This is a genomic window from Helicobacter sp. 'house sparrow 1', assembly GCF_900199585.1.
Classification (GTDB): Bacteria; Campylobacterota; Campylobacteria; order Campylobacterales; family Helicobacteraceae; genus Helicobacter_H.
Genome location: NZ_FZQY01000004.1, coordinates 276,588 through 296,914, shown reverse-complemented (window position 1 = coordinate 296,914; position 20,327 = coordinate 276,588). Strand labels below are relative to the sequence as shown.

General features: G+C 32.2%; 19 protein-coding genes and 4 tRNA genes. 7 read left to right on the top strand and 16 right to left on the bottom strand.

Translation table 11 applies throughout. The annotated features are described in order from the left end of the window. Positions 1–104: 104 nt before the first annotated feature. From C6H31_RS01850 to kdsB, 11 genes are all read right to left on the bottom strand, one after another. A complete protein-coding gene (locus C6H31_RS01850) occupies positions 105–305 on the bottom strand; it encodes a DUF4006 family protein (RefSeq protein WP_104697102.1) in 201 nt (66 codons plus the stop codon). A gap of 13 nt (positions 306–318) precedes the next feature. After that, a complete protein-coding gene (gene ccoP / locus C6H31_RS01845) occupies positions 319–1,182 on the bottom strand; it encodes a cytochrome-c oxidase, cbb3-type subunit III (protein WP_104697101.1) in 864 nt (287 codons plus the stop codon). A 10-nt stretch (positions 1,183–1,192) separates the two neighbouring features. Further along, entirely contained in the window at positions 1,193–1,384 is a 192-nt protein-coding gene (locus C6H31_RS01840; RefSeq protein WP_104697100.1) for a cytochrome c oxidase, cbb3-type, CcoQ subunit, read from the bottom strand. A gap of 14 nt (positions 1,385–1,398) precedes the next feature. After that, positions 1,399–2,082 (bottom strand): cytochrome-c oxidase, cbb3-type subunit II, encoded by a 684-nt coding sequence (gene ccoO / locus C6H31_RS01835; RefSeq protein ID WP_104697099.1) that lies wholly within the window; start codon positions 2,080–2,082, stop codon positions 1,399–1,401. Positions 2,083–2,093: 11 nt separating this feature from the next. Next, a complete protein-coding gene (gene ccoN, locus C6H31_RS01830; protein ID WP_104697369.1) occupies positions 2,094–3,563 on the bottom strand; it encodes a cytochrome-c oxidase, cbb3-type subunit I in 1,470 nt (489 codons plus the stop codon). 75 nt (positions 3,564–3,638) lie between these two features. Further along, positions 3,639–4,628, bottom strand: a complete 990-nt coding sequence (tilS, locus tag C6H31_RS01825) for a tRNA lysidine(34) synthetase TilS (protein ID WP_104697098.1) — start codon at positions 4,626–4,628, stop codon at positions 3,639–3,641. After that, a complete protein-coding gene (gene rimO / locus C6H31_RS01820; protein ID WP_104697368.1) occupies positions 4,621–5,955 on the bottom strand; it encodes a 30S ribosomal protein S12 methylthiotransferase RimO in 1,335 nt (444 codons plus the stop codon). Before rimO ends, tilS begins: the two co-directional genes overlap by 8 nt. Continuing rightward, positions 5,936–6,403: a phosphoribosyltransferase gene (locus C6H31_RS01815; RefSeq protein WP_104697097.1), complete on the bottom strand. Its 468-nt coding sequence runs from the start codon at positions 6,401–6,403 to the stop codon at positions 5,936–5,938. The genes rimO and C6H31_RS01815 overlap by 20 nt, the downstream gene beginning before the upstream one ends. Before the next feature lie 42 nt (positions 6,404–6,445). Next, positions 6,446–8,611, bottom strand: a complete 2,166-nt coding sequence (locus tag C6H31_RS01810) for a TonB-dependent receptor domain-containing protein (RefSeq protein WP_104697096.1) — start codon at positions 8,609–8,611, stop codon at positions 6,446–6,448. A 167-nt stretch (positions 8,612–8,778) separates the two neighbouring features. Then, positions 8,779–9,951 (bottom strand): hypothetical protein, encoded by a 1,173-nt coding sequence (locus C6H31_RS01805; protein WP_158654735.1) that lies wholly within the window; start codon positions 9,949–9,951, stop codon positions 8,779–8,781. Between the two features lie 32 nt (positions 9,952–9,983). Further along, the gene (gene kdsB, locus C6H31_RS01800) at positions 9,984–10,691 is read right to left on the bottom strand and encodes a 3-deoxy-manno-octulosonate cytidylyltransferase (protein WP_104697094.1); all 708 of its coding nucleotides are present in this window, start codon (positions 10,689–10,691) and stop codon (positions 9,984–9,986) included. An 83-nt stretch (positions 10,692–10,774) separates the two neighbouring features. On the opposite strand from kdsB, the gene C6H31_RS01795 reads away from it, so the two are divergent. The 7 genes from C6H31_RS01795 to C6H31_RS01760 all read left to right on the top strand — a co-directional run bounded on the left by C6H31_RS01795 (position 10,775) and on the right by C6H31_RS01760 (position 16,136). Next, entirely contained in the window at positions 10,775–11,512 is a 738-nt protein-coding gene (locus C6H31_RS01795) for a disulfide isomerase (RefSeq protein ID WP_104697093.1), read from the top strand. 3 nt (positions 11,513–11,515) lie between these two features. Beyond that, complete coding sequence (locus C6H31_RS01790) at positions 11,516–12,319, top strand: S1-like domain-containing RNA-binding protein (RefSeq protein WP_104697092.1); 804 nt, start codon at positions 11,516–11,518, stop codon at positions 12,317–12,319. 76 nt (positions 12,320–12,395) lie between these two features. After that, positions 12,396–14,555 carry a ferrous iron transport protein B gene (gene feoB, locus C6H31_RS01785; protein ID WP_104697091.1) on the top strand — a complete coding sequence of 720 codons (2,160 nt, stop codon included), beginning with the start codon at positions 12,396–12,398 and terminating at the stop codon, positions 14,553–14,555. Between the two features lie 1,189 nt (positions 14,556–15,744). Beyond that, a tRNA-Pro gene (locus C6H31_RS01775) sits at positions 15,745–15,822 on the top strand. A 32-nt stretch (positions 15,823–15,854) separates the two neighbouring features. Continuing rightward, positions 15,855–15,931, top strand: a tRNA-His gene (locus tag C6H31_RS01770). A 31-nt stretch (positions 15,932–15,962) separates the two neighbouring features. After that, positions 15,963–16,039, top strand: a tRNA-Arg gene (locus tag C6H31_RS01765). A 20-nt stretch (positions 16,040–16,059) separates the two neighbouring features. After that, positions 16,060–16,136 (top strand) — tRNA-Arg (locus C6H31_RS01760). A 57-nt stretch (positions 16,137–16,193) separates the two neighbouring features. On the opposite strand, the gene C6H31_RS01755 is transcribed toward C6H31_RS01760, so the two are convergent. Genes C6H31_RS01755 through C6H31_RS01735 form a run of 5 tightly spaced genes read right to left on the bottom strand, consistent with a single transcriptional unit; the run spans position 16,194 to position 20,301 of the window. After that, on the bottom strand, positions 16,194–17,993 hold the full coding sequence (locus C6H31_RS01755; RefSeq protein ID WP_104697089.1) for a mechanosensitive ion channel family protein: 1,800 nt from the start codon (positions 17,991–17,993) through the stop codon (positions 16,194–16,196). Further along, the gene (gene nusB, locus C6H31_RS01750; RefSeq protein ID WP_104697088.1) at positions 17,993–18,391 is read right to left on the bottom strand and encodes a transcription antitermination factor NusB; all 399 of its coding nucleotides are present in this window, start codon (positions 18,389–18,391) and stop codon (positions 17,993–17,995) included. Before nusB ends, C6H31_RS01755 begins: the two co-directional genes overlap by 1 nt. A gap of 1 nt (position 18,392) precedes the next feature. After that, positions 18,393–18,857, bottom strand: a complete 465-nt coding sequence (gene ribH, locus C6H31_RS01745) for a 6,7-dimethyl-8-ribityllumazine synthase (protein ID WP_104697087.1) — start codon at positions 18,855–18,857, stop codon at positions 18,393–18,395. Next, positions 18,854–19,660 (bottom strand): 3-deoxy-8-phosphooctulonate synthase, encoded by an 807-nt coding sequence (gene kdsA, locus C6H31_RS01740; protein WP_104697086.1) that lies wholly within the window; start codon positions 19,658–19,660, stop codon positions 18,854–18,856. Before kdsA ends, ribH begins: the two co-directional genes overlap by 4 nt. Then, on the bottom strand, positions 19,657–20,301 hold the full coding sequence (locus tag C6H31_RS01735) for a carbonic anhydrase (RefSeq protein ID WP_104697085.1): 645 nt from the start codon (positions 20,299–20,301) through the stop codon (positions 19,657–19,659). The genes kdsA and C6H31_RS01735 overlap by 4 nt, the downstream gene beginning before the upstream one ends. Between the last annotated feature and the right edge of the window lie 26 nt (positions 20,302–20,327).

Below are 20,327 nucleotides of genomic sequence, written 5' to 3'. Positions count from 1 at the left end.
CACCACAAATAAAAGATTTGAAATCAATGGAATAATTAAAGAACCAACTATCATAAGAACAATTAGACACGCTAAGATGATTTCTATTTTTGTAAATTTCATCCTTACTCCTTGGTTAATTTGTAATGCTGAGAATTTTTAGCATCTTTCATCTCAATAGCACCAATATCAAGGCTATAATAATTATTAGCCTCTCTTTGTTGAATATTCACTCCAATATATCCAAGAACAATCACAATTCCTATAACCAAAGCTACTGCAATCAAAAGTCCAAGCAATCCATTTAATCCAAATAATCTATTCATTTAAATCTCCTTTTTACTCATCAAGTGGCTGCAAAGAATTTATATAAGCATTTAATGCTTTAATTTGTATATCGCTAAATTTTGCATAATCAAAAGATGGCATTTTACCGATATGTCCTTTTTTTCCTTTTGCCAATATTTCTTTCAAAAACTCTGTAGTTCCATATTTTGTAAGATCTACTGCTAAACCATCTAATCCTTTTCCATCTTCACCATGACAAGAAGAACAAGAAGCGCTATCCCAAAGCTCTTTTCCTTTTTTGATATCCAAACCATCAAATTTCATATGCAAATCAGAAATTGCTGACATTACATATTGAGAAACAATCTTAGCATCTTCTGGATTCATATCAACTGCTGGCATTTCTCCTGCAAGATATTCTAAACCACTACTACCGTGATGAATTGTATCCTCAATACCTTGATATTTACCCCACCTAGTAAGATTTTGAGCTCTTCCACTAATTCCTTCGGCATTTACTCCATGGCACTGTGAGCACTTCACCAAAAAAATGCTCTGACCCATTTTTACCATATCATCTTGTGAAAGGTTTTTCCACTTATCTTCAAATTTTTGATTATATTCCTGTCTATCTAAATTATACTCCCCAAGTTGAGAGTAAGAATTAAGTGGATAGCCTAAAAATACATACCACAACCCCCAAATAATGATTACAATAAACCCAACAACCCATCCTATAGGAATATCATTTGCAAACTCTGCAATACCATCCCATCCGTGCTCCTTGAGCTTACCTTCTGCTTTGCTGTCTCGCATTTTCCTAATATAATAGGATGTAAAAAACATCGTTAAAAATAAAATTGCAACTGCACCAATTAAAGCTATTAAATTAACTTTATCATCAAGCCATCCCATATTTACTCCTTTACTTCTTTCTTTCCTCTACTAATTCATCAGTTAAGTTATCTTTCAAAGCAAGATTTGCATAGCGCTCATAGTCTTGCTTACCCATTTTTTCTCTTCTGTAAATGCTAAAAATATAACTATAGAGAAATATCACAAGTAAAATTGTAATTACAAAATAAGCAATCCCCTGTATAAAACTTAGATCATACATAACTCAACACCTTATTACTTTGATATCCTTTTTTGTCCAAGATAATTCAAATAAGCAATTAAAGCAACAATTTCTTTGACTTCACCTCTTTTAAAGGCCTCTTTAACTTCTTGATTCTTCATATCAGCAACAACTTCTTCTGCTTCTTTCATAAAAAGCTCTCTTGCCTCATTTATATCACCAAGCTTTACTCCACCCTCAACATCATAAGGCACATTAAAAACTTTCTTTTGTGTAAAAGCTTCAGCATAGGCTGTCTCAAAATCACTATTCTTCACATACAAATGTTTATAGGCAGGCATAATAGAATTAGGTACTATATCCTTTGGTTCCCACATATGATTATCATGCCAATCCGTACTCCTACTATCGCCAACACGATGTAAATCTGGACCTGTTCTCTTTGAACCCCATAAGAAAGGTCTATCATAAGCATATTCACCACTTAAGCTATAAGCACCATATCTATCAACTTCAGATGGAAATGCTCGGATAAGTTGAGAATGACAGTTATAGCATCCCTCTTTAATATAAACCTGTCTTCCTGCAGTTTCTAAAACAGAATAAGGTTTTAGCCCCTCAATTGGTCGTGCAGATTTTGTAAAATCTGGCAAAACCTCCACGATACCTGCAACCGAAAAAACAGCTAAAAATGCTACTGTAAAAAAGAATGGATTTTTTTCTAAAAAGCTAAACATTTAGTTCCTCCTTAAACAGCCATAGGCGTAGCATAGTCTGGCTCACGCTCTAATTTCTTTGATGCAGTAATTGTCATTATAATGTTATAAACAAACATTACAAATCCTGTAAGATAAAGCAATCCACCAACACTTCTAATCACATAGTATGGATGCAACACACTCACTGTATCTATAAATTGATATGCAAGATTTCCATACTCATCCACATCTCTCCACATCATACCTTGCGTAATACCCGCAACCCACATACTTGAGAAATAAAGGATTATGCCAATTGTTAAAATCCAGAACTGTATTTCAATATTCTTCTTAGAATAGATTTCTTTTTTAAAGATTCTTGAAGTCATATGGTAAGTTGCAGCAATAATACTAAATCCTACCCATCCCAATACTCCATCATGAACATGCCCAATAATCCAATCTGTAAAGTGCGCTAATGCATTCACTGACTTAATAGATTGAATAGGTCCCTCAAGAGTTGCAAGCATATAGAATGTGGATGCAAGAACTAAAAACTTAATCAGTGGAGATTCTCTGAGTTGATGCCACTGCCCTCTCATAGTCAATAACATATTAATCGCGGTTCCCCAAGAAGGTAAAATCAAGATTACAGAGAAAACAGAAGAGAGTGTTTGAATCCAATCAGGAACTGTAGAATAAATAAGATGGTGACCTCCTGCCCAAATATAAACAAACATTAAACTCCAAAAAGAAAATAAAGTAAGCTTATAAGAAAAAACTGGTTGTCCAGATTCTTTTGGTAAAAAATAATAAATCATCCCAATAATACCTGAAGTAAATACAAATGCCACAGCATTATGACCCCACCACCATTGAATCATTGCATCATTGGTTCCAGCATACATTGAAATAGAATGCCAAAGACTTCCTACACCTGCTACAAGATAAGTAGGAACAGCAAGATTATTAAAAATATATAAAACTGCAATTGCTGTAAAGGTAGCTATAAAATACCATAATGAAATATAAATCGTTTGCTCTCTCCTAACCCCCATACTACCAAATAGGCTGATACCCCACAAAACCCAAACCAGCACGACAAGCAAATCTAGTGGCCAAATTAGCTCTGCATATTCTTTGGATTGTGTTAAACCTAAAAAAAGACTGGCTACTGCTAAAAGCAATAAAACAACATAAACCCAAAAATGCAACAATCCAATGAACTTCAAGAATGGATGCTGATGATAGGTAATCTTTAAAACACGTTGTCCTAAATAATACCAAGCAGCCCAAATACCACTCAAAGTAAAGCCATAGATTACTCCATTGGTATGCAAAGGTCTAAGTCTTCCAAAAATGCTATATTCTCCTGCTATATAGTTTAGACTAGGAAAAGCAAGTTGAAGAGCTAAGATCACGCCAATTAGCATTCCAATAAAACCAAACACCAACATAGCATACAAAAATAGTTTTGCTATAGAATAATCATATTCCATAGGTCTGTTTTCTTCTTGCATCACTCTATCTCCTTAACTAATATACTTTTACAACGCTAGAATTATAGTCTCATTTTTAATTTTAGAGAACAAAAATCAAAAATTAAAATACAAATCTTTTAAGATAATTTTTTTCTCCTGCAATAATCCAAAAAATTCCTTTCTTATTTTTTGTGGCACAAATGCCTTTCTAGCCCAATTTTTAAAATCCTTATTTAGTATGATATGTGGATATCTAATCTTTGCAACAAAAATATAATTTTGATTAGAATCTATAAGAAAATTAGATCCTAAACAAATGCTAAAATCTTGTTTTTGAACCTCTTTTCTTTGCTCTTTGCTCCAAACATAACCAAGTCTCTTTAATAACTTATCAATAATTGAGAGATTATTTATCAAGGAGGATTTTTTAAAATAAAAAATATGTCCAATGCTAAAAATATCCTCCTTTGGATAAAGGATATTTTTTTCTTGCAAAAGGTATTCAAAACTCCTTAAAATACCCTGCTTATTTTCTTTTATCATTGGAGTTGCATAAGCTTTTCTAATCTTATTTCTTAAAAATTTAGTATCCTGATTACTTAAATCTTCAAAAAAATGATATTTTTTTACAAAATCCAATATCTCATCTCTTGATGTATTAATCAAAGGACGCACTATCTTATAATTTTTGCGTTCTTCAATTTCATTAAACCCAAGCAGGGTGTTTAATCCACATCCCTTAAAAAATTGCATTAAAAACCACTCTAATCTATCGTTAAAATGATGTGCAAGAATTAAATTTTCATAACCATTGCTTTTAATCACTTCATCAAAAAATTTATAGCGGATAATGCGGGCTTGATTTTCAAAATTTTTCTTAATTTTAGGGGCTTGATGCAAAAAAAGTTTTTTTTGATATTTTTGAGCTAATTGTTTTGCATACAAAACTTCATCTTGTGATTGTTCCCTCACTTTATAATCTACCATTGCAAGATCAAAATCAACCCCAGCTTCTAAAAGCATAAAAAAAAGGGCTGTTGAATCCACTCCAGCAGAAAAACCCAATAAGTTCTTTTTAGATTCTAAAACACCAAAATCAATCAAGCTTTTTTAATACTTTAGCAAAAATCAAATCATCTTTGATTTCACTAATTTCTATCTCATAATAACCACTTGCCAATACTAAATCATCCAAATCGCTGTCATTAATAAGAATACTACCATCAACATCTGGTGCCCAGTTAAGCAATCTTGCGCTATAAAAAAACTCACTAATCTCGCTCTTTCCTTCCAAAATTGCAACATATGTTTTTCCAACCATTTCTTGCAGTAATTGCTCTTGTTGTTTTTTAATAACCTTATTAATCTGATTGATTCTTTTATTGATAACCCTAGTTGGAATCTTGCCATCCATATTGTGCGCCAATGTTCCTTCCTCAGAAGAAAAAGCAAAAATATTAATGCGATCAAAAACAAAATCTTCTAAAAAATCACAGAGTTCTAAAAACTCTTCTTGACTTTCTTGAGGATGTCCTACAATAATTGTACTTCTAACAAAGCTTCCTTCAACATCTCTCATTGCTTTTAATAGATCTTTATGTTTTTGTTGGTTAATCCCTCTTTTCATACGCGAAAGCATTGCTTGAGAAATATGTTGTATAGGCATATCAAAATAATTTTGAAAAATTTTAGATTGCTGTATTGTAGCAATTAATTCTAAAGTAGTTGTTGAGGGATAAAGATATAAAATTCTTGCACTTCTTGCTAGATTCTGCTTATCTACTGCTTTAATTAAATCAATCAATCCATTATTTTGATTTTTATCTCTTAAAAAAGAACTGGAATCCTGTGCCACAAAAGTGAAATCTCTATACCCCTTTTCACATAAATTTTTTATTTCCTTCAAAATAGATTCTATACTTCTACTTTTTAATTTTCCTTTGAAACTTGGAATAGAACAAAAACTACAAGATTGATTACAACCCTCTGAAATTTTAATATAAGCATGGATATTTGAGCCTGTAATTATCCTCTCTTTTTCTTCATTTATTAAAAAAACATCCTCTGAGACAATTCCTCTTTTTTGCTCTATCATTAAATCAATCTTATCATAGTCTCCAACACCTGTGATGATATCAATCTCTGGAATTAATTTTCTTAGCTCCTCTTGATATCTTTGAGTAAGGCATCCACTTGCAACAATCAATGCATCTTTCTTTTTATCTTGTGCAACTTGCAAAATCATTGATATGCTCTCTTCTTTGGCAGATTGAATAAAGCCGCAGGTGTTTATAATTATGACATCTGCTTGTTTATAATCTTGAATAATCTCATAACTTGCTAGTTTCCCTAACATTACCTCTGAATCTACTAGATTTTTGGTACATCCAAGTGAGATTAAATGCAAAGTTTTATTTTTCATCTTTCTCACTTTTAAGCAAATCAACTTCCCAGAAAAAATCAACCCATTCTGCAGGTTCTCTTATAAAAAAGTCTGCTTTAATCTTTGCATTATTTTTTTGAAAAATCACAGCTGATGAAAATTTTGTCCCAACAAACTCACTTCTTAATTTCTGCAATACTACATCTAAACTTTCACCACTATCAACAATTTCATCAAGAACCAAAACATTTTTATGCTCTTGTTTAATATTAGGCATGTTTTCTAATATTAAAGAGCTTTGCACCTTGTGATCATTATAAGAGATTGCATTTAAACTATAAACCGACCTAATATTCCAAGCAAGACTTAGCATATGTGTTAATGTCATACCACCCCTTGCAATACATACAAGGGCATCTGGTATTCCTATTGATTGTTCTATTTGTTTTTTTAAAACTTTTAAATCATTTAAAAAATTATCATAAGCATAATACATCACAAAACCTTATTTTAAAAAGGCCAATTATATCATTATGATTTAAAAATCCATATTTAAAGAAAGATAATACCTCCTCCCTTCTCTAACATAATTGTAATTATTTAAATAATAAGTCGAATTTCCACTTGTTACAGAGACATAATCTACAAAGTTTTGATCTAAAAGATTATAAATTCCAAAGTGCAATTTTAAATTCTTATTAATTCTATAATTGCCACCTAAATGCAGTAAGAAATAAGGCTTGTAATATTCACTTAACCCAGGATTATTCCTTCGAAAATTTTCTAATTCTCCTAGGCTTCCCACACCTGTGCCTCCTTTGGTAGCAATCTGTGTTCTTAGTTGTTTTGCTTTAAACTCTCCTCTTAAATAGAATCCAAAATTTTGTATTGTATAGTTAATTGCCCCATTGAGTGAATGTTCTGGGATTCTTGTAAGAGGCAATCCTTTTGCCACTCCTGAAGTTTGTTCTGTTTTATTAAAGGTATAAGAAAGATTAAATCCAATATTTCCATAACCAATATCATAAGGTTTAAAACCAAAAAAGCTTTCTAATCCATAAGATCTTGCTGTATCTGCATTAATATCATAGGTGCAACTTTTTCCATTTGCTGCAACACAAATTCCTCCTCCTGTCACAGGAACTTGCATTCCATTTGCAACACTTGCTGTTTGAATCTTATCCTTGAAATCTATATAAAATAATGTTGAAGATAGCTCAATGAGGCTTGTTTCATAAAACATTCCCACCTCATAATTAATAGAGGTTTCTGGTCTTAAATCTGGATTTCCATAAGTTTGTACTGTGCCTTGTGCTGTTAAGCCATTCACACCTGCAACAAGTTGAGGAATTCTTGGTGTTTTATAGCCAGTAGAAATCCCACCCTTAAGAATCAAATTTCCAAATTTTGGATTTTTTAAAGCATCATATACAAGATAAATCCTTGGAGAAGCATTAAAACCAAATGCGGAGTTATAATTTTGTCTAAATCCTAGCGTAAGGTTTAGACTATCAAACATTCTTGTTTCATTCTCTGCAAACAAACTTACATTATGCTGATATACAAAATAATTTGGAATAATTTTGTCATAAACTGAAGCAAACCAATATCTACCCCCCAAAGTCATATTACTAAAATCACCAATCCCAAAAACAGTCTTGTGATCCAAAATCACATCCTGTCCAAGAAGCCCTCTATCTTGACCTATTAAAGGGCTACCTGCACTTACAGATTTTTCTGGAACAAGCCTACCGCGACTTAAGGTTGAATTGTATTGAATGCTTGTATCAGTGCTAGCCTTTTCATATGTTCCTTGATGTGCTAGGATAAGATTATTTCTTGAGAAAAATAAATTTTTAGCATATCCTCCCCTTGGACTTACAACCCCCAATAAATTTTGAGAATTATCATACCACTGCAACCCATGATCAAAATCAAAGTATAAATAATTCTCTCTATCTAAATTATAACCGACACGAAAGCCAAGATTGGAATTATTACTTTGACTTAAACCAACCACATTTCTTGGAGATATAACAGCATCTGTCCCAAGAACTTTTAATGCGCTAGTTGGAACCTTTGCTCGATATTGTTCCCTTAATCTTAATGATAAAGTCCATTTCTTATTTGCATCCAAAGGACCTCCTGCCCAAAGACTTATACCATAAAGATTCCCAAAGGTTTTTTTCTCCTGTAATACAGTATCTATCATAAGGCTACCACCCCACTTATCCAATTGTTTTTTAGTAATAATATTTACAATCCCACCAATGGCATCACTACCATAAAGAGTAGATGCAGGGCCACGAATGACTTCAATACGCTCAATTGCAGAAATTGGGGGCATAAAGCTTGTAAGAGACTCATTTTGGAACCCCACATTTGTTGTATTCTGTCTTTTTCCATCTATTAGAATAAGTGTATAATCTGATGGCATTCCGCGAATTGAAATACTATAAGCACCGGTTTTTCCAACTTCTTGATCAATACTAACACCTGAAATCAAAGATACAGCTTCACCTAAATCTCTCACAGGCTTGTCTTTAAGCTCTTCTCCAGAGACTACAGAGATAGAAGCGGGTGCATCTTTTAATGCCTGATTAAATCCAGAAGCAGAAGTGACAACCTGATTAATATTGTATTGTTTCAAATCTTCCGCCAACAACAACTCTACAAAAATGCAAGATATAAATACTCTTTTCATTGTTCTGATAACCTTTAATTTAATTATGATAATAGTTATCATAATGTTTAAATAAAATTAACCATTTTTAAACGATGTAAAAAATTAGAGGTTAAAAGAATATTTTTTAGATTCTAAAAATTTAGATAAAACTGTGCGATAGCAATTATTAAGAATAAAAGAGGTTATTAAAATATAAAAATAAGTCCTAAAAATGCTCCTAACCCAAATTTATCATAAGATGGATTATTAATAGAAAATGCATACCGTACCCCCAGATTTATCCCCACCTTCTCTTTCATTACCACTATTCCGCTCTCTAAATAGGGGTGAATATTTTGACTGGGCAACACTGCTTTATTAAAATCATACAATACCCCTCCACCAAGATATAAAACTTTATACTGTAACATTGCCCCTAGTCCAAACTGATGATGAATTTTATCTCGATAATCTCCATCATCTCCATCATCATCCCTGCCTCTATGATTAAATCTTTTAGAAATTCTCTCTTGCATTTTTAATGCTTCATAAATCACTTGCAAAGATAATGAAAGATCTGGCTTCCATCGATGAATATACCCTCCCCTAACTCTAAAGGCATAAGGAAATCTATCCTCAATATCCACATCTGAATTTCGATTAAAACTCACACCACCATCCATTCCTAAAAAGAAAGTGTCTTTTTTAAATTTTTTTTCCTGCTGAGTTGGAATCTTGGGTTGAATCATTGATTTATTATTATTTTCTTCTTTTGTTTGAACTTGCATCTCTTGAGGTTTAAGGACTACTACTTCAGAGGGTTGAACCATTTTTGAGATAATGATATCCTTATCCCAAATTACTAGCCCTGTTCTTATGTCTGTGAGTGTGAGTAAAAAAACATAATCTATTTTTGCCAAATCTTTGCCAATAGGTGTAGCTTTTTGGGTAATCTTGCCACTTAAAGAAAAATCAGGGGCAATCAACTTGCCTTCTTTTGTTAAGGTTTTTAAATCAAATTCTTTATCGTTTCTTAATTCTCTTGCATCATAAACCATCTCATCGACTTTTATAGCATTACCACTGATGGTGTTTGTAAGGTTAATATTCTTATTTTTTCGAATCTCTCTAGCTAAAACCCGACTTAAAAGCTCTACATCAATATCTTGATCCGTAAGATTAGAAAAATCAGAGATTACAAGAATCTTCTTATCATCTGCTTGATATTCTTCTAAAAAACTCTTTGCTCCCTCATAAGCAATCTCTTTTAAATCTGAATAGCTAATGGTATGGGGCTCAAAATTCTTAGCACATCCAAAAAAGAAGCCAACAAAAACAACACAAGAAATAAGATAGCCAATCACATTAGAATTCTTCACAAGGCACAAACCCCCAAGAAATAAGCTTGAGATTATAGCATAGATTTTTGCAACGCTAACTCCAAGTCTTTGGGAGTATCAATGCCTATGCTCTTTGTTTGCACCACTGCCATTTTAATGCTTTTTTGATGATAGATCGCCCTTAATTGTTCAAGTTTTTCTATTTCTTCTATTTTTGTTTTTTCTAATTTACAAAACTCTTGCAAGCTCCAATTATAAAATCCATATAATCCCAAATGCCCAAGATAAGAAACCTCATCTTGGCTATCCCGATTAAAAGGTATGGGAGATCTTGAAAAATAAATTGCCTCATTATTTTGATTTAAAACTACTTTCACAAGATTGCTATCTTGAGCTTCTTGCAAATCTATATTTTTTGCCAAACTTGCCATAAAACTACTTGTTTTAACAACTTTTTGTAGTGTAAAAATTACCTCTTGTTCTAAAAATGGTTCATCTCCTTGAATATTTAAAACTATCTCATTGGGAGATAAACCCAAAATCCTACAAGCCTCTGCACAACGATCTGTCCCACTTGTATGACTCTTACTTGTCAAAACTGCTTGAATTTTAAATTTTTTACACAAAGATAAAATTATTTCATCATCGCATGCCACAACCACATCATCCATTTTTGAAGCATTTAGCGCTGTTGTTATAACAAGAGGTTTTCCAAAAATATCAGCAAGCATCTTTTGAGGAAATCTTGTAGAAGCAAGTCTTGCAGGGATAATAATCATTTTCATCCTTTATATTGTTTGATTTAGATTTGTCTTATTGATGTAGAATTCTAGCTTCAATATTACAAATAGGGAGCTTTATAATGAAAAAGATTCTACTTATTTTTCCTTTGGTTTTTTGCTTCATACAGGCAAATATGCAAAATAATCTAGTAAAACTTATTAAAGAGAAAACTCAACAAGATATAAGCATTAAAGAGGTTTATGATCTAAAATTAGACCCAAACCTTAAAGTAGTTATCCTAGAAGATATGACTTCTAAGACACAAATTCCTGTTTTAACCAACAAAGATGGAAATATGCTCTCTGCACTCACAAATATATTTTTCAGCCAAAACAATGAAGATGTAAAATTAATCGAGGGTCTTTTATCAAAAATCCAAATGCAAAATGACAAGCAGGCAAATTCTGCAGCGATTAACAAACTTTTAGAATCCATACCTGATGATTATGTAATCAAATTAGATTCCTCAACAAAAAATAATAAAAAAATTACCTATATTGTTTCTGATCCTATGTGCCCACATTGCCAAGATGAGTTACGCCGTATTGATGAAAAATTAAAGGAAAGTAATGTTTATATGGTTTTAGTAGCTTATATGGGACAAGATTCTCAAAAAAAGGCTGCAAATATTTTAGAGAAAATCAAGGAGCTAAAAAATACAAAACAAAAAGTTGATCTTTTACAGCAAGTTTATGCCAATACTTTTGAACCAAAAGAGGCAAATCAAAAAGAGATCAAAAAAGTTCAAAATATCACAAAAAAGATAGCAGATTCTGGGCTTATTAGAGGCGTTCCTTTTATCTATGAGTATAAATAACTAATGGAAATAGGGCTTATTAATTCTCTTTATATTAAACGCTTTAGCAGTTTTGGTGCTTATTTAGTTGATGAGCATCAAAATGAAGTTTTGTTGCCCAAAAAATTTTTATCACCTCATCTAAAAATTGGGGATTTGATAAAAGTTTTTATTCATACAGATTCTGAGGATAGAATTGTTGCAACCACACAAACTCCACTAGCCCAATGCAATCAAATTGCTATTTTAAAAATAAAAAGTATTGATAAGCTAGGTTGCTTTCTTGATCTTGGGATTGATAAAGATATTTTTATGCCAACTAAAAATCCAAGTCTCTTTGTTATAAATCAAAAAGTATGTGTATTTATCACTCTTGATAAACAAAAAAGATTAATTGCAAAGCTTGGAGTAAAAAATTTTTTAAAACCTTTTTATAATTTTAGAAAAAAATATTTAAAACTGCCCGCTTTTGGTTTTGAAAAAACCCCTCTTGGCATTGGCTGTGTTGTAGATAATCAGTATTATGGAATCTTATATCAGCAAGAGCTAAAAGCTCCAGTTCAAATGCTAGAGCCCATTGATGTTTTAATTAAAAAGGTTCGCAAAGATGGAAAATTAGATCTTAAACTTGATTATTTAGATTCTACAAAGCATCTAATCTCAGTCCTTAAAAAGAACAAAGTTTTAAACTTTAACTACGATTCAAGTCCTCAAGACATTCAAGAAACCTTTAAAATGAGTAAGAAGCTTTTTAAAAAAACTATTAGTGATTTAATCTCAAAAAAACAAGCAGAAATTAGAGAAAATAAAATTTTTTACTTGGCTTAAAACTAGTGAAAGTAAGAATTAGTATTACTTAGTTATAATCTAGCTCTCTAAAAATCTAAAAAATATGGGAATGTTTATGCAAAAAATTAAAATTGCCTTGGTGGGCCAACCAAATGTAGGAAAAACCTCTCTGATCAATAACTTAAGTGGTGCACATCTAAAAGTTGGAAACTTTACAGGTGTCACAGTAGAAAAGGCACAAGCTTCTTTAATCTATAAAGATACTCAGTTTGTTATTATTGACCTTCCTGGTACTTATGGACTTAATGACTATACACTAGAAGAAAAAATCACAAAGGATTTTTTACATTCTCAAGATTATGACATCATCTTAAATGTTGTAGATTCTACAAATTTAGAGCGTAATCTTGTGCTGAGTGCAGAAGTTTTGGCCTTACAGAAAAAAACTATTATTGCACTAAATATGTTTGATGAAGCACAAAAAGAATCCATACAAATTAATCATCAACTGCTCTCTGAAATCCTTGGTGTAAATTGCATTCCTACCACCGCAATCACAAATCAAAACCATCATTTATTAGATAAGATCTTAGAGGTTTTCCACCAGTCCTTTACTCCAGCAAAAAGATTTTATAGCGATGTGATTGAACAAGAAATTCGCCATATTCAAGATTTTATGCACCAAAGACAGTATCCAGAAATACAGCAATTCATACAAGAAGAAAATCCCAATTATAGCTTTAGAGATATTGCTATCTTGCTTCTTTCTCAAGATAAAAATATTTATGCCTTTTTACACGACAAACCCTCTAATTTTGAAATTAATACAGAGGTACAAAAATCTCTCTCCAAACTCTATAAGCTCACTCAAGAAAAGAATACTTCTAATATCTTTAAGCACGATGCTATTTCTTTTGCAAGAGGGGCAAGCAAGGAGTGTATAAAATATGAAAACAAGCAGTTTTTACATACAAAAAAGCTAGATTCTATCTTTTTAAATAAATATCTTGGTATTCCTATTTTTCTATTTTTTATGTTTGTTTTATTTGAGCTCACTTTTTTTGTTGGTGGCGCTTTAAAAGATTTTTTAGAAGGGTCTATGGCAGTTGCTGGAAGTTGGATTAAAACAGCAATCCCAAATGCAGATATCGCTTCTTTGATTGGCGATGGAATCATTGGCGGAGTTGGATCGGTTATTTCTTTTCTACCACTCATTATGATTTTATATCTTGGTATCTCCTTACTAGAAGGAACTGGATATATGGCAAGAGTGGCTTTTTTATTAGATGGTATCTTTCATAAGTTTGGACTTCATGGCAAAAGCTTTATTCCTCTTGTAACAGGATTTGGGTGTAGTGTTCCAGCATATATGGCAACAAGAACTCTTCAAAACAAAAACGAAAGAATGATCACGCTATTTTTAATTGGCTTTATGAGTTGTAGCGCAAGACTACCTATCTATGTCTTATTTATTGGAGCATTTTTTCCAAATAAATATGCTGGCCTTGTGTTATTTGGTGTTTATATTTTTGGTGCAATCATGGCCCTATTTTTAGCAAAATTCCTAAAACTTACTATCTTCTCTGGAAATAATGAACCTTTTGTCATGGAAATGCCAAAATACAGACTGCCAAGCTATAAGGTTGTATGGTTTAGTATTTGGATGAAAGTGGTGATGTATCTTAAAAAAGCTGGAACCTTTATACTGCTTGGGGCAATACTGATTTGGTTTGCCTCCCAATACCCTAAAAATCCGCAAGTCCAATCCGAATACCAACAATCAATCCACCAAGTAGAAATTTCACAGATTCCGCAAGAAGAAAAAGAAAAAATGATTTTAGATCTTGAAAATGAAAGGGATGAGATCTTATTACAGCAAAGTTATTCTGGAAAAATAGGCGTATTTTTAAAACCTATTTTTTCCCCAATGAACTTTGATTGGAGACTTTCTGTTTCTTTAGTCACTGGTTTTGCTGCAAAAGAGGTAGTTGTATCCACTCTTGGCGTATTATATTCTTTAGGAGATTCTCAAGATGAATCTTCAGAAGATTTACAAACTGCGATTAGAAATTCAATCTCCATGCCAACTGCAATCGCATTTTTGACATTTATCGTATTTTATATGCCTTGTTTTGCTGCTACCATCACCTTTGGAAGAGAAACTGGGGGTATAAAATTTGTGATTGGATTATTTGCTTTTACTACGATTGTGGCATATCTGCTTGCTTATATTAGCTTTCATATTGCTAGTTTCTTTTCAACGCTCCTTGTCTAATCTCCTATCAAAAGGCTATAAAATTTCTTTTATAGCCAAATAAAGAATCAAGGCTTATTTTAAATTAAAGTCTTATTTATGGACACCTGCCATCCTCTTTCTTATAAAATTAACCCTAGATTGATGCTTCATTAATCAATTAAATTCGCATCTTTAATGCTAACAATATCAAAAATTTCAATCACTAATCACCTATCACTATGCCTTTGTTTCTCTATTTTTCCTTATACTTCCTTGCTATGAAGAGACACAAAAACTATCAAAAAATTTTTATAAAATTAAATATGCTTTTATTTGAAAAATTACAAAAAAATATTATTGTCAGCCAAGATTTTTTATCAAAAACCCTCTTTATATTTCAAGTCTAAAATTAGAACTAAAAAGGAAACAAACTTCAGCTAGAAATCCAAATGGCTTGAAATAAATCAAATTTAAAATATTTTTACCTATCAGTTTTAACCACTCCTTTATTTTGTCTTACACAAAAGATAAAATCACACAATCTTTTAAATCAGGATAGTTTGATAAAAATTACTTATCTTCTAACTTACAAAAAACTCTAAAAACTAAAAAAGTCCTCAATTATGCTGACACTCTCACTGAGTTGCATTTTTTTATCCAACTAAGCCCTAAAATAATAATCCAACCAATACACTAATAATAAAGGCCTAAAAAAGATTTTTAATAACCCAAGCATCATTAAAGCCATTAAAAACACTCTTGGCAAATTTCAATAAGAAATAAAAACTTTTAACCTTTTATTGATTTATCTCAAAAATCAATAAAAATAAAATCTAAAATAACCAACATATGGTTTGCTTTCCTTATTTTTAAAGACAAAAAAACATACAAAACTAAATAATAAAAGCTCAATAAAAATCTTCCATAGATAAAAAGAATAGGACTACAAAAATAAAAACAACACAAAATAAAAAAAAACTCTGATGAGCTACTTCTCCAAAATAAAAATTTTTGATAGTTCTTAAACATAATCCATCTCCTTTTATCTTGCACAAAATAGAATCAGTTTTTAAATAAACATCCTCTCATATCATCTTTTTTAAGATTTTTAAGAGCTTTTTGGCACTTGCGTATGAAATTTTCTAAAATTATTTCAATAAACTCTTAACTCATCTTCCACCGCCTTGACAAAAACCTATTTGTTAAGTATAATGCGCTTCTTAAATGTCGGGGCGTAGCGCAGTCTGGTTAGCGCACTTGGTTTGGGACCAAGGGGTCGAAGGTTCGAATCCTTTCGCCCCGACCATGAGAGCGAGTTATCGTGTTGTTATTACCGTGGTGGATGTAGCTCAGTTGGTTAGAGCATCAGGTTGTGGCTCTGAGGGTCGTGGGTTCGAGCCCCATCATCCACCCCATCATTTTTGAAAAAAAATTTGATAATAACTTGCGTTCGTAGCTCAATTGGATAGAGCACCAGACTTCGGATCTGGGGGTTAGGGGTTCGACTCCCTTCGGGCGTACCACCTAACTCGTTTTATCATACGCGCTCGTAGCTCAGCTGGATAGAGCAACAGCCTTCTAAGCCGTAGGTCGCAGGTTCGAATCCTGCCGGGCGTACCACCTAATTATCTCTACATATAAAAATCTAATAAATAAAATGTGATTTTTTAGTTCTGCTTAATTTTTATCTAGTTGTAATGCTTCACTTGGCATACTTTCAACATAAATACTTTGTGATGGAAATGCAAAACTTAAATTATTTTTTTCTACAATAGACATAATCTTAAACATCACATCTTCTTTTATATTTAAAAACTCTCCCCAAACCACACTTTTACTAAAGCAATAAACCAAGATATTAATCGAACTATCCTCAAAGGTATCGAGCACTACAAATAAATTATCCTTATATCCTAATAGATCTTGCATTGATACGATATTTTGTCTAAGTGCCAACTCATAATGATCAAACTCAATATTCTTTTCATTTGATTTTGCGATATCTGGGTGCTCTAGAAGCATTGTTTTAATGTCTTTAATACACTGTCTTAAGTTTTGCATTGGGGAATCATAGGTAACACCTATGCTCATTTTAATTCTTCTTCCAACTTTTCTTCTATTCCAATTTTTGATTGCACTATTTGCAAGCGCTGAATTAGGTACAAGCACCAAGGCATTATCAAAAGTTCTGATTGTAGTGCGTCTAAGTCCCATTTCAACAACTGTTCCTTCAATTCCATCGCAAACTATCCAATCACCTTGAGAAAAAGAATTTTCAAATAAAAGCATAACAGAAGCAAAAAAATTCGCTAGCATATCTTTAAGTGCCAAAGCCACAGCCAAACCACCAATTCCTAAAGATGCCATGATTGTGGATACATTAAAACCAAGATACTTTAATGTTATTAATAATCCAATTAAAAAGATGATGAAATAACTAATTTTTAAAATAAGATTAATAGCCTCTTTTCTAAAACCATCTTTTTTTTGGAGAATATTCCCCATCAATCCCACTCCATAGGACTTTAAAAGAGTAATAAAAAACCAAACACTCAAAGCAATATAAGAAACCCCAAACCAAACTTCAATCTTTTCAGTTGGAACATTTGGATAGTATAAAATACTAATTGCAATATCAAAGCTTGCTACAAGCAACACATAAGTAATAGGGGTTACAATATCTTTACAGATTGTGTCTCTGAGTTCATCACCTTTTTTTGAAAGATGCATAAAAAAGTTAATCAGTGAAAAAATTAAACGCGCAATAAATCTTCTACAAGCAAGCAACACAACCAAAGAAAAAATAGAAAGCAATAACTTTGCAAAAAATAAGCTAGAGCCTTTGATAGGAACCAAACCCATAATTTTTTGCAAAATCCAACCAACTCCTAAATTTAAAAAGGCATTTTGTGGAAGTAGGGTTCTTGGATGCTCAAGAAAATAGTTAAGAATTTCTTTGTAAGTTTTTAGCGTTTCTTGGTATCTTTGTATTTCTTCATTGGGTTTTTGACTTTCAAATTTCTGTTGTTTATCCAGTTCTTGAAGTGTCTTTTGAATGACTTCTACTACATCCTTTTCTTGAGAAAAAATACCAATATTTTCTTGAAGTTCAAGCGCAAACCCCTGCATAATTTTTAAAAGTTCTAAACTTGATATTTCAATATGCTCTTTTAATAATGATGTTTTAGAATCTTTACGAACTTGTTTTTGTATAAGATTTCGCAGTTTATTTTGTTTGGCAGTTAGCGTATCAATATCTTGGCGAAAACTATCTTTGGAGGTTAGAAGGCCTAGGGTTAATTTTTTTAATTCATAGGTTTTTTCTTCTTCAAGCAAAGAAATATTATCCAGATTTTGAGAAAGCCTATTTTGCGTAATTTGATAATTCAAAAAAATCAAATCCTCCAAGGCTTTATCAAAATCATTTCCAAATGACAAACCAATAAAGATTAAAAAAACAAAAATCTTTTTTAGCATTATCTATTTTTTACAATCGAATCCAAGATTCCATTAATAAGCTTTGGAGCCATCTCTTCACCATAATGCTTTGCAAGTTCAATGGCTTCATTAATAACTACAGGCTTATCAGTACTGCTATAGAGAATTTCATAGACTCCAAGCCTTAAAATTGCTCTTTCCATACCACCTAATTTTTTAAATTCCCAATCTTTTAATTGCTTAGAAATTTGTGTATCAATAACTTCCTTTTGCAAAATCACACCATCAAAAAGACCTAAAGCAAATTCTTGTTGCTTATTGCGTATTTTTTTTTCTTCTAAAATCTCTAGTGCTAATTTTCTAATATCTGTATTTCCACTATCATAAGCATACAATAAACCAATAACTGCCTCTCTGGCTTGAGATCTTGTTGCCATATCAAATCTTTTTATATAAATTAATTAGCTCAATAAGCCCACTCATTGCCTCAAAACCTTTATTCCCTACTTTGCTACCAGCTCTTTCAATAGCTTGCTCAATATTTTCTGTTGTAAGCACACCAAAAGTTACAGGTGTCTGATATTTGAGTGTAGTATTGGCAATTCCTTTTGTAGCCTCTGCGCTTACATAATCAAAATGCGGTGTGCTTCCACGGATAATAGCGCCTAATGTACAAATACCGCTGTATTTTTTACTTGCCAATAAACGATCTAACACAAATGGTATTTCATATGCCCCTGGAACCAAGATTAAATCAAGATGTTCTTCTACACCTCCATGTCTTAAAAAGCTATCCTTTGCACCCTCAACTAATCTATCTGTAATGATATGATTAAATCTACTTGCAACAATTGCCACTCTCTCTTGCCCATCTAATATAATTTTTCCCTCAATGATATTCACTGCAAAACCTCCTGTATCTTTAAAATATCTCCTATCAAATTTTCCATTTTACTTGTAGGAACCATATTTGCCCCATCACTTAATGCATTATCAGGATCAAAATGCGTTTCTGCAAAAAAACCATCTACCCCAACACTTGCTGCTGCCCTTGCCAAATAAGGAACAAAACCTCTATCTCCCGAACTTTTACCACAAGCTCCTCCTGGCATCTGAACACTATGAGTTGCATCAAAAATTACAGGTGCAAATTCCCTCATAATCACTAAAGATCGCATATCCACCACCAAATTCCCATAACCAAAGCTACTACCCCTCTCTGTAAGCCAAATGCCATATTTTTTACTTTCTTCATATACGGCTTGATTCCCACCTCTTGTTTTTAGGGCTTTTAAAACAGAATACTGCATGTCTTTTGGATTCATAAACTGCCCCTTTTTAATATTTACAATACAATCTGTCTTTGCCACCTCAACAATTAAATCTGTTTGCCTACACAAGAAAGCTGGTATTTGGATAACATCTGCAACTTCAGCAATTTTCTTTGCTTGAAAGCTTTCGTGGATATCTGTAATAATTTTATAATTAAATTCTTTTTTAATTTGCATTAAAAGCTCTAACCCTTCTTCTAACCCTGGCCCCCTAAAACTTTCCAAGCTTGTGCGATTTGCTTTATCAAAGCTTGCTTTAAAGTAAAAATCAATTTTTGGGTGTTTGGTCAAAGGCTTTAAATCCTGTGCTACTTTTTTTAGACTCTCATAACTCTCAATTACACAAGGACCACTTAGTAAAATCATTTTATTCATTGCTTGCTATCCTTATTAATGGGCTTAAATTCCTTTGTAATCATATTATAATTAAAAACTTGACCTGTGGAAATTATATAATACCAACCATAAATCCTTAGCTCACCTCGATCAAACATTTCTTCTACAAAAGGATAGGTCATTAAATTCTCAAGTTGTTTTTCTATATTTAGTTGCTCTGTAAGCCACATACGCTTTATTTTACTCTTTGGTTTTAAATCCAAAACCTTTTTTTTCACCGGCTCTAGAAGCTCCACCCACTTTTTTACATAAGGCGCTTTGCTTAATGCTTCATCATCATAAATTGCACTACAGGCACCACAATCACTATGACCACAGACAATAATATTTTTTATGCCTAAAATTGTCAGAGCATACTCAATTGCAGATGTTGTAGATAAATAACCCTCTCTCAAATTAGAATCTTCTTTGTAAGGTGGCACAATATTGCCCATATTCCTCACTACAAACAAATCACCTGGAAGAGAGTTTGTGATTAAGTTTGGAACCACTCTAGAATCTACACAAGTTAAAAATAAAGTATGAGGCTCTTGATGTTTTTTTAAACTTTCATAAAGATCTTTATATTGCATAAAATCATCTTCTTGAAATTTTATCACACCATCAAATAGCTCTTTCATCAACAAACCCTACTAAAAAAATCCCG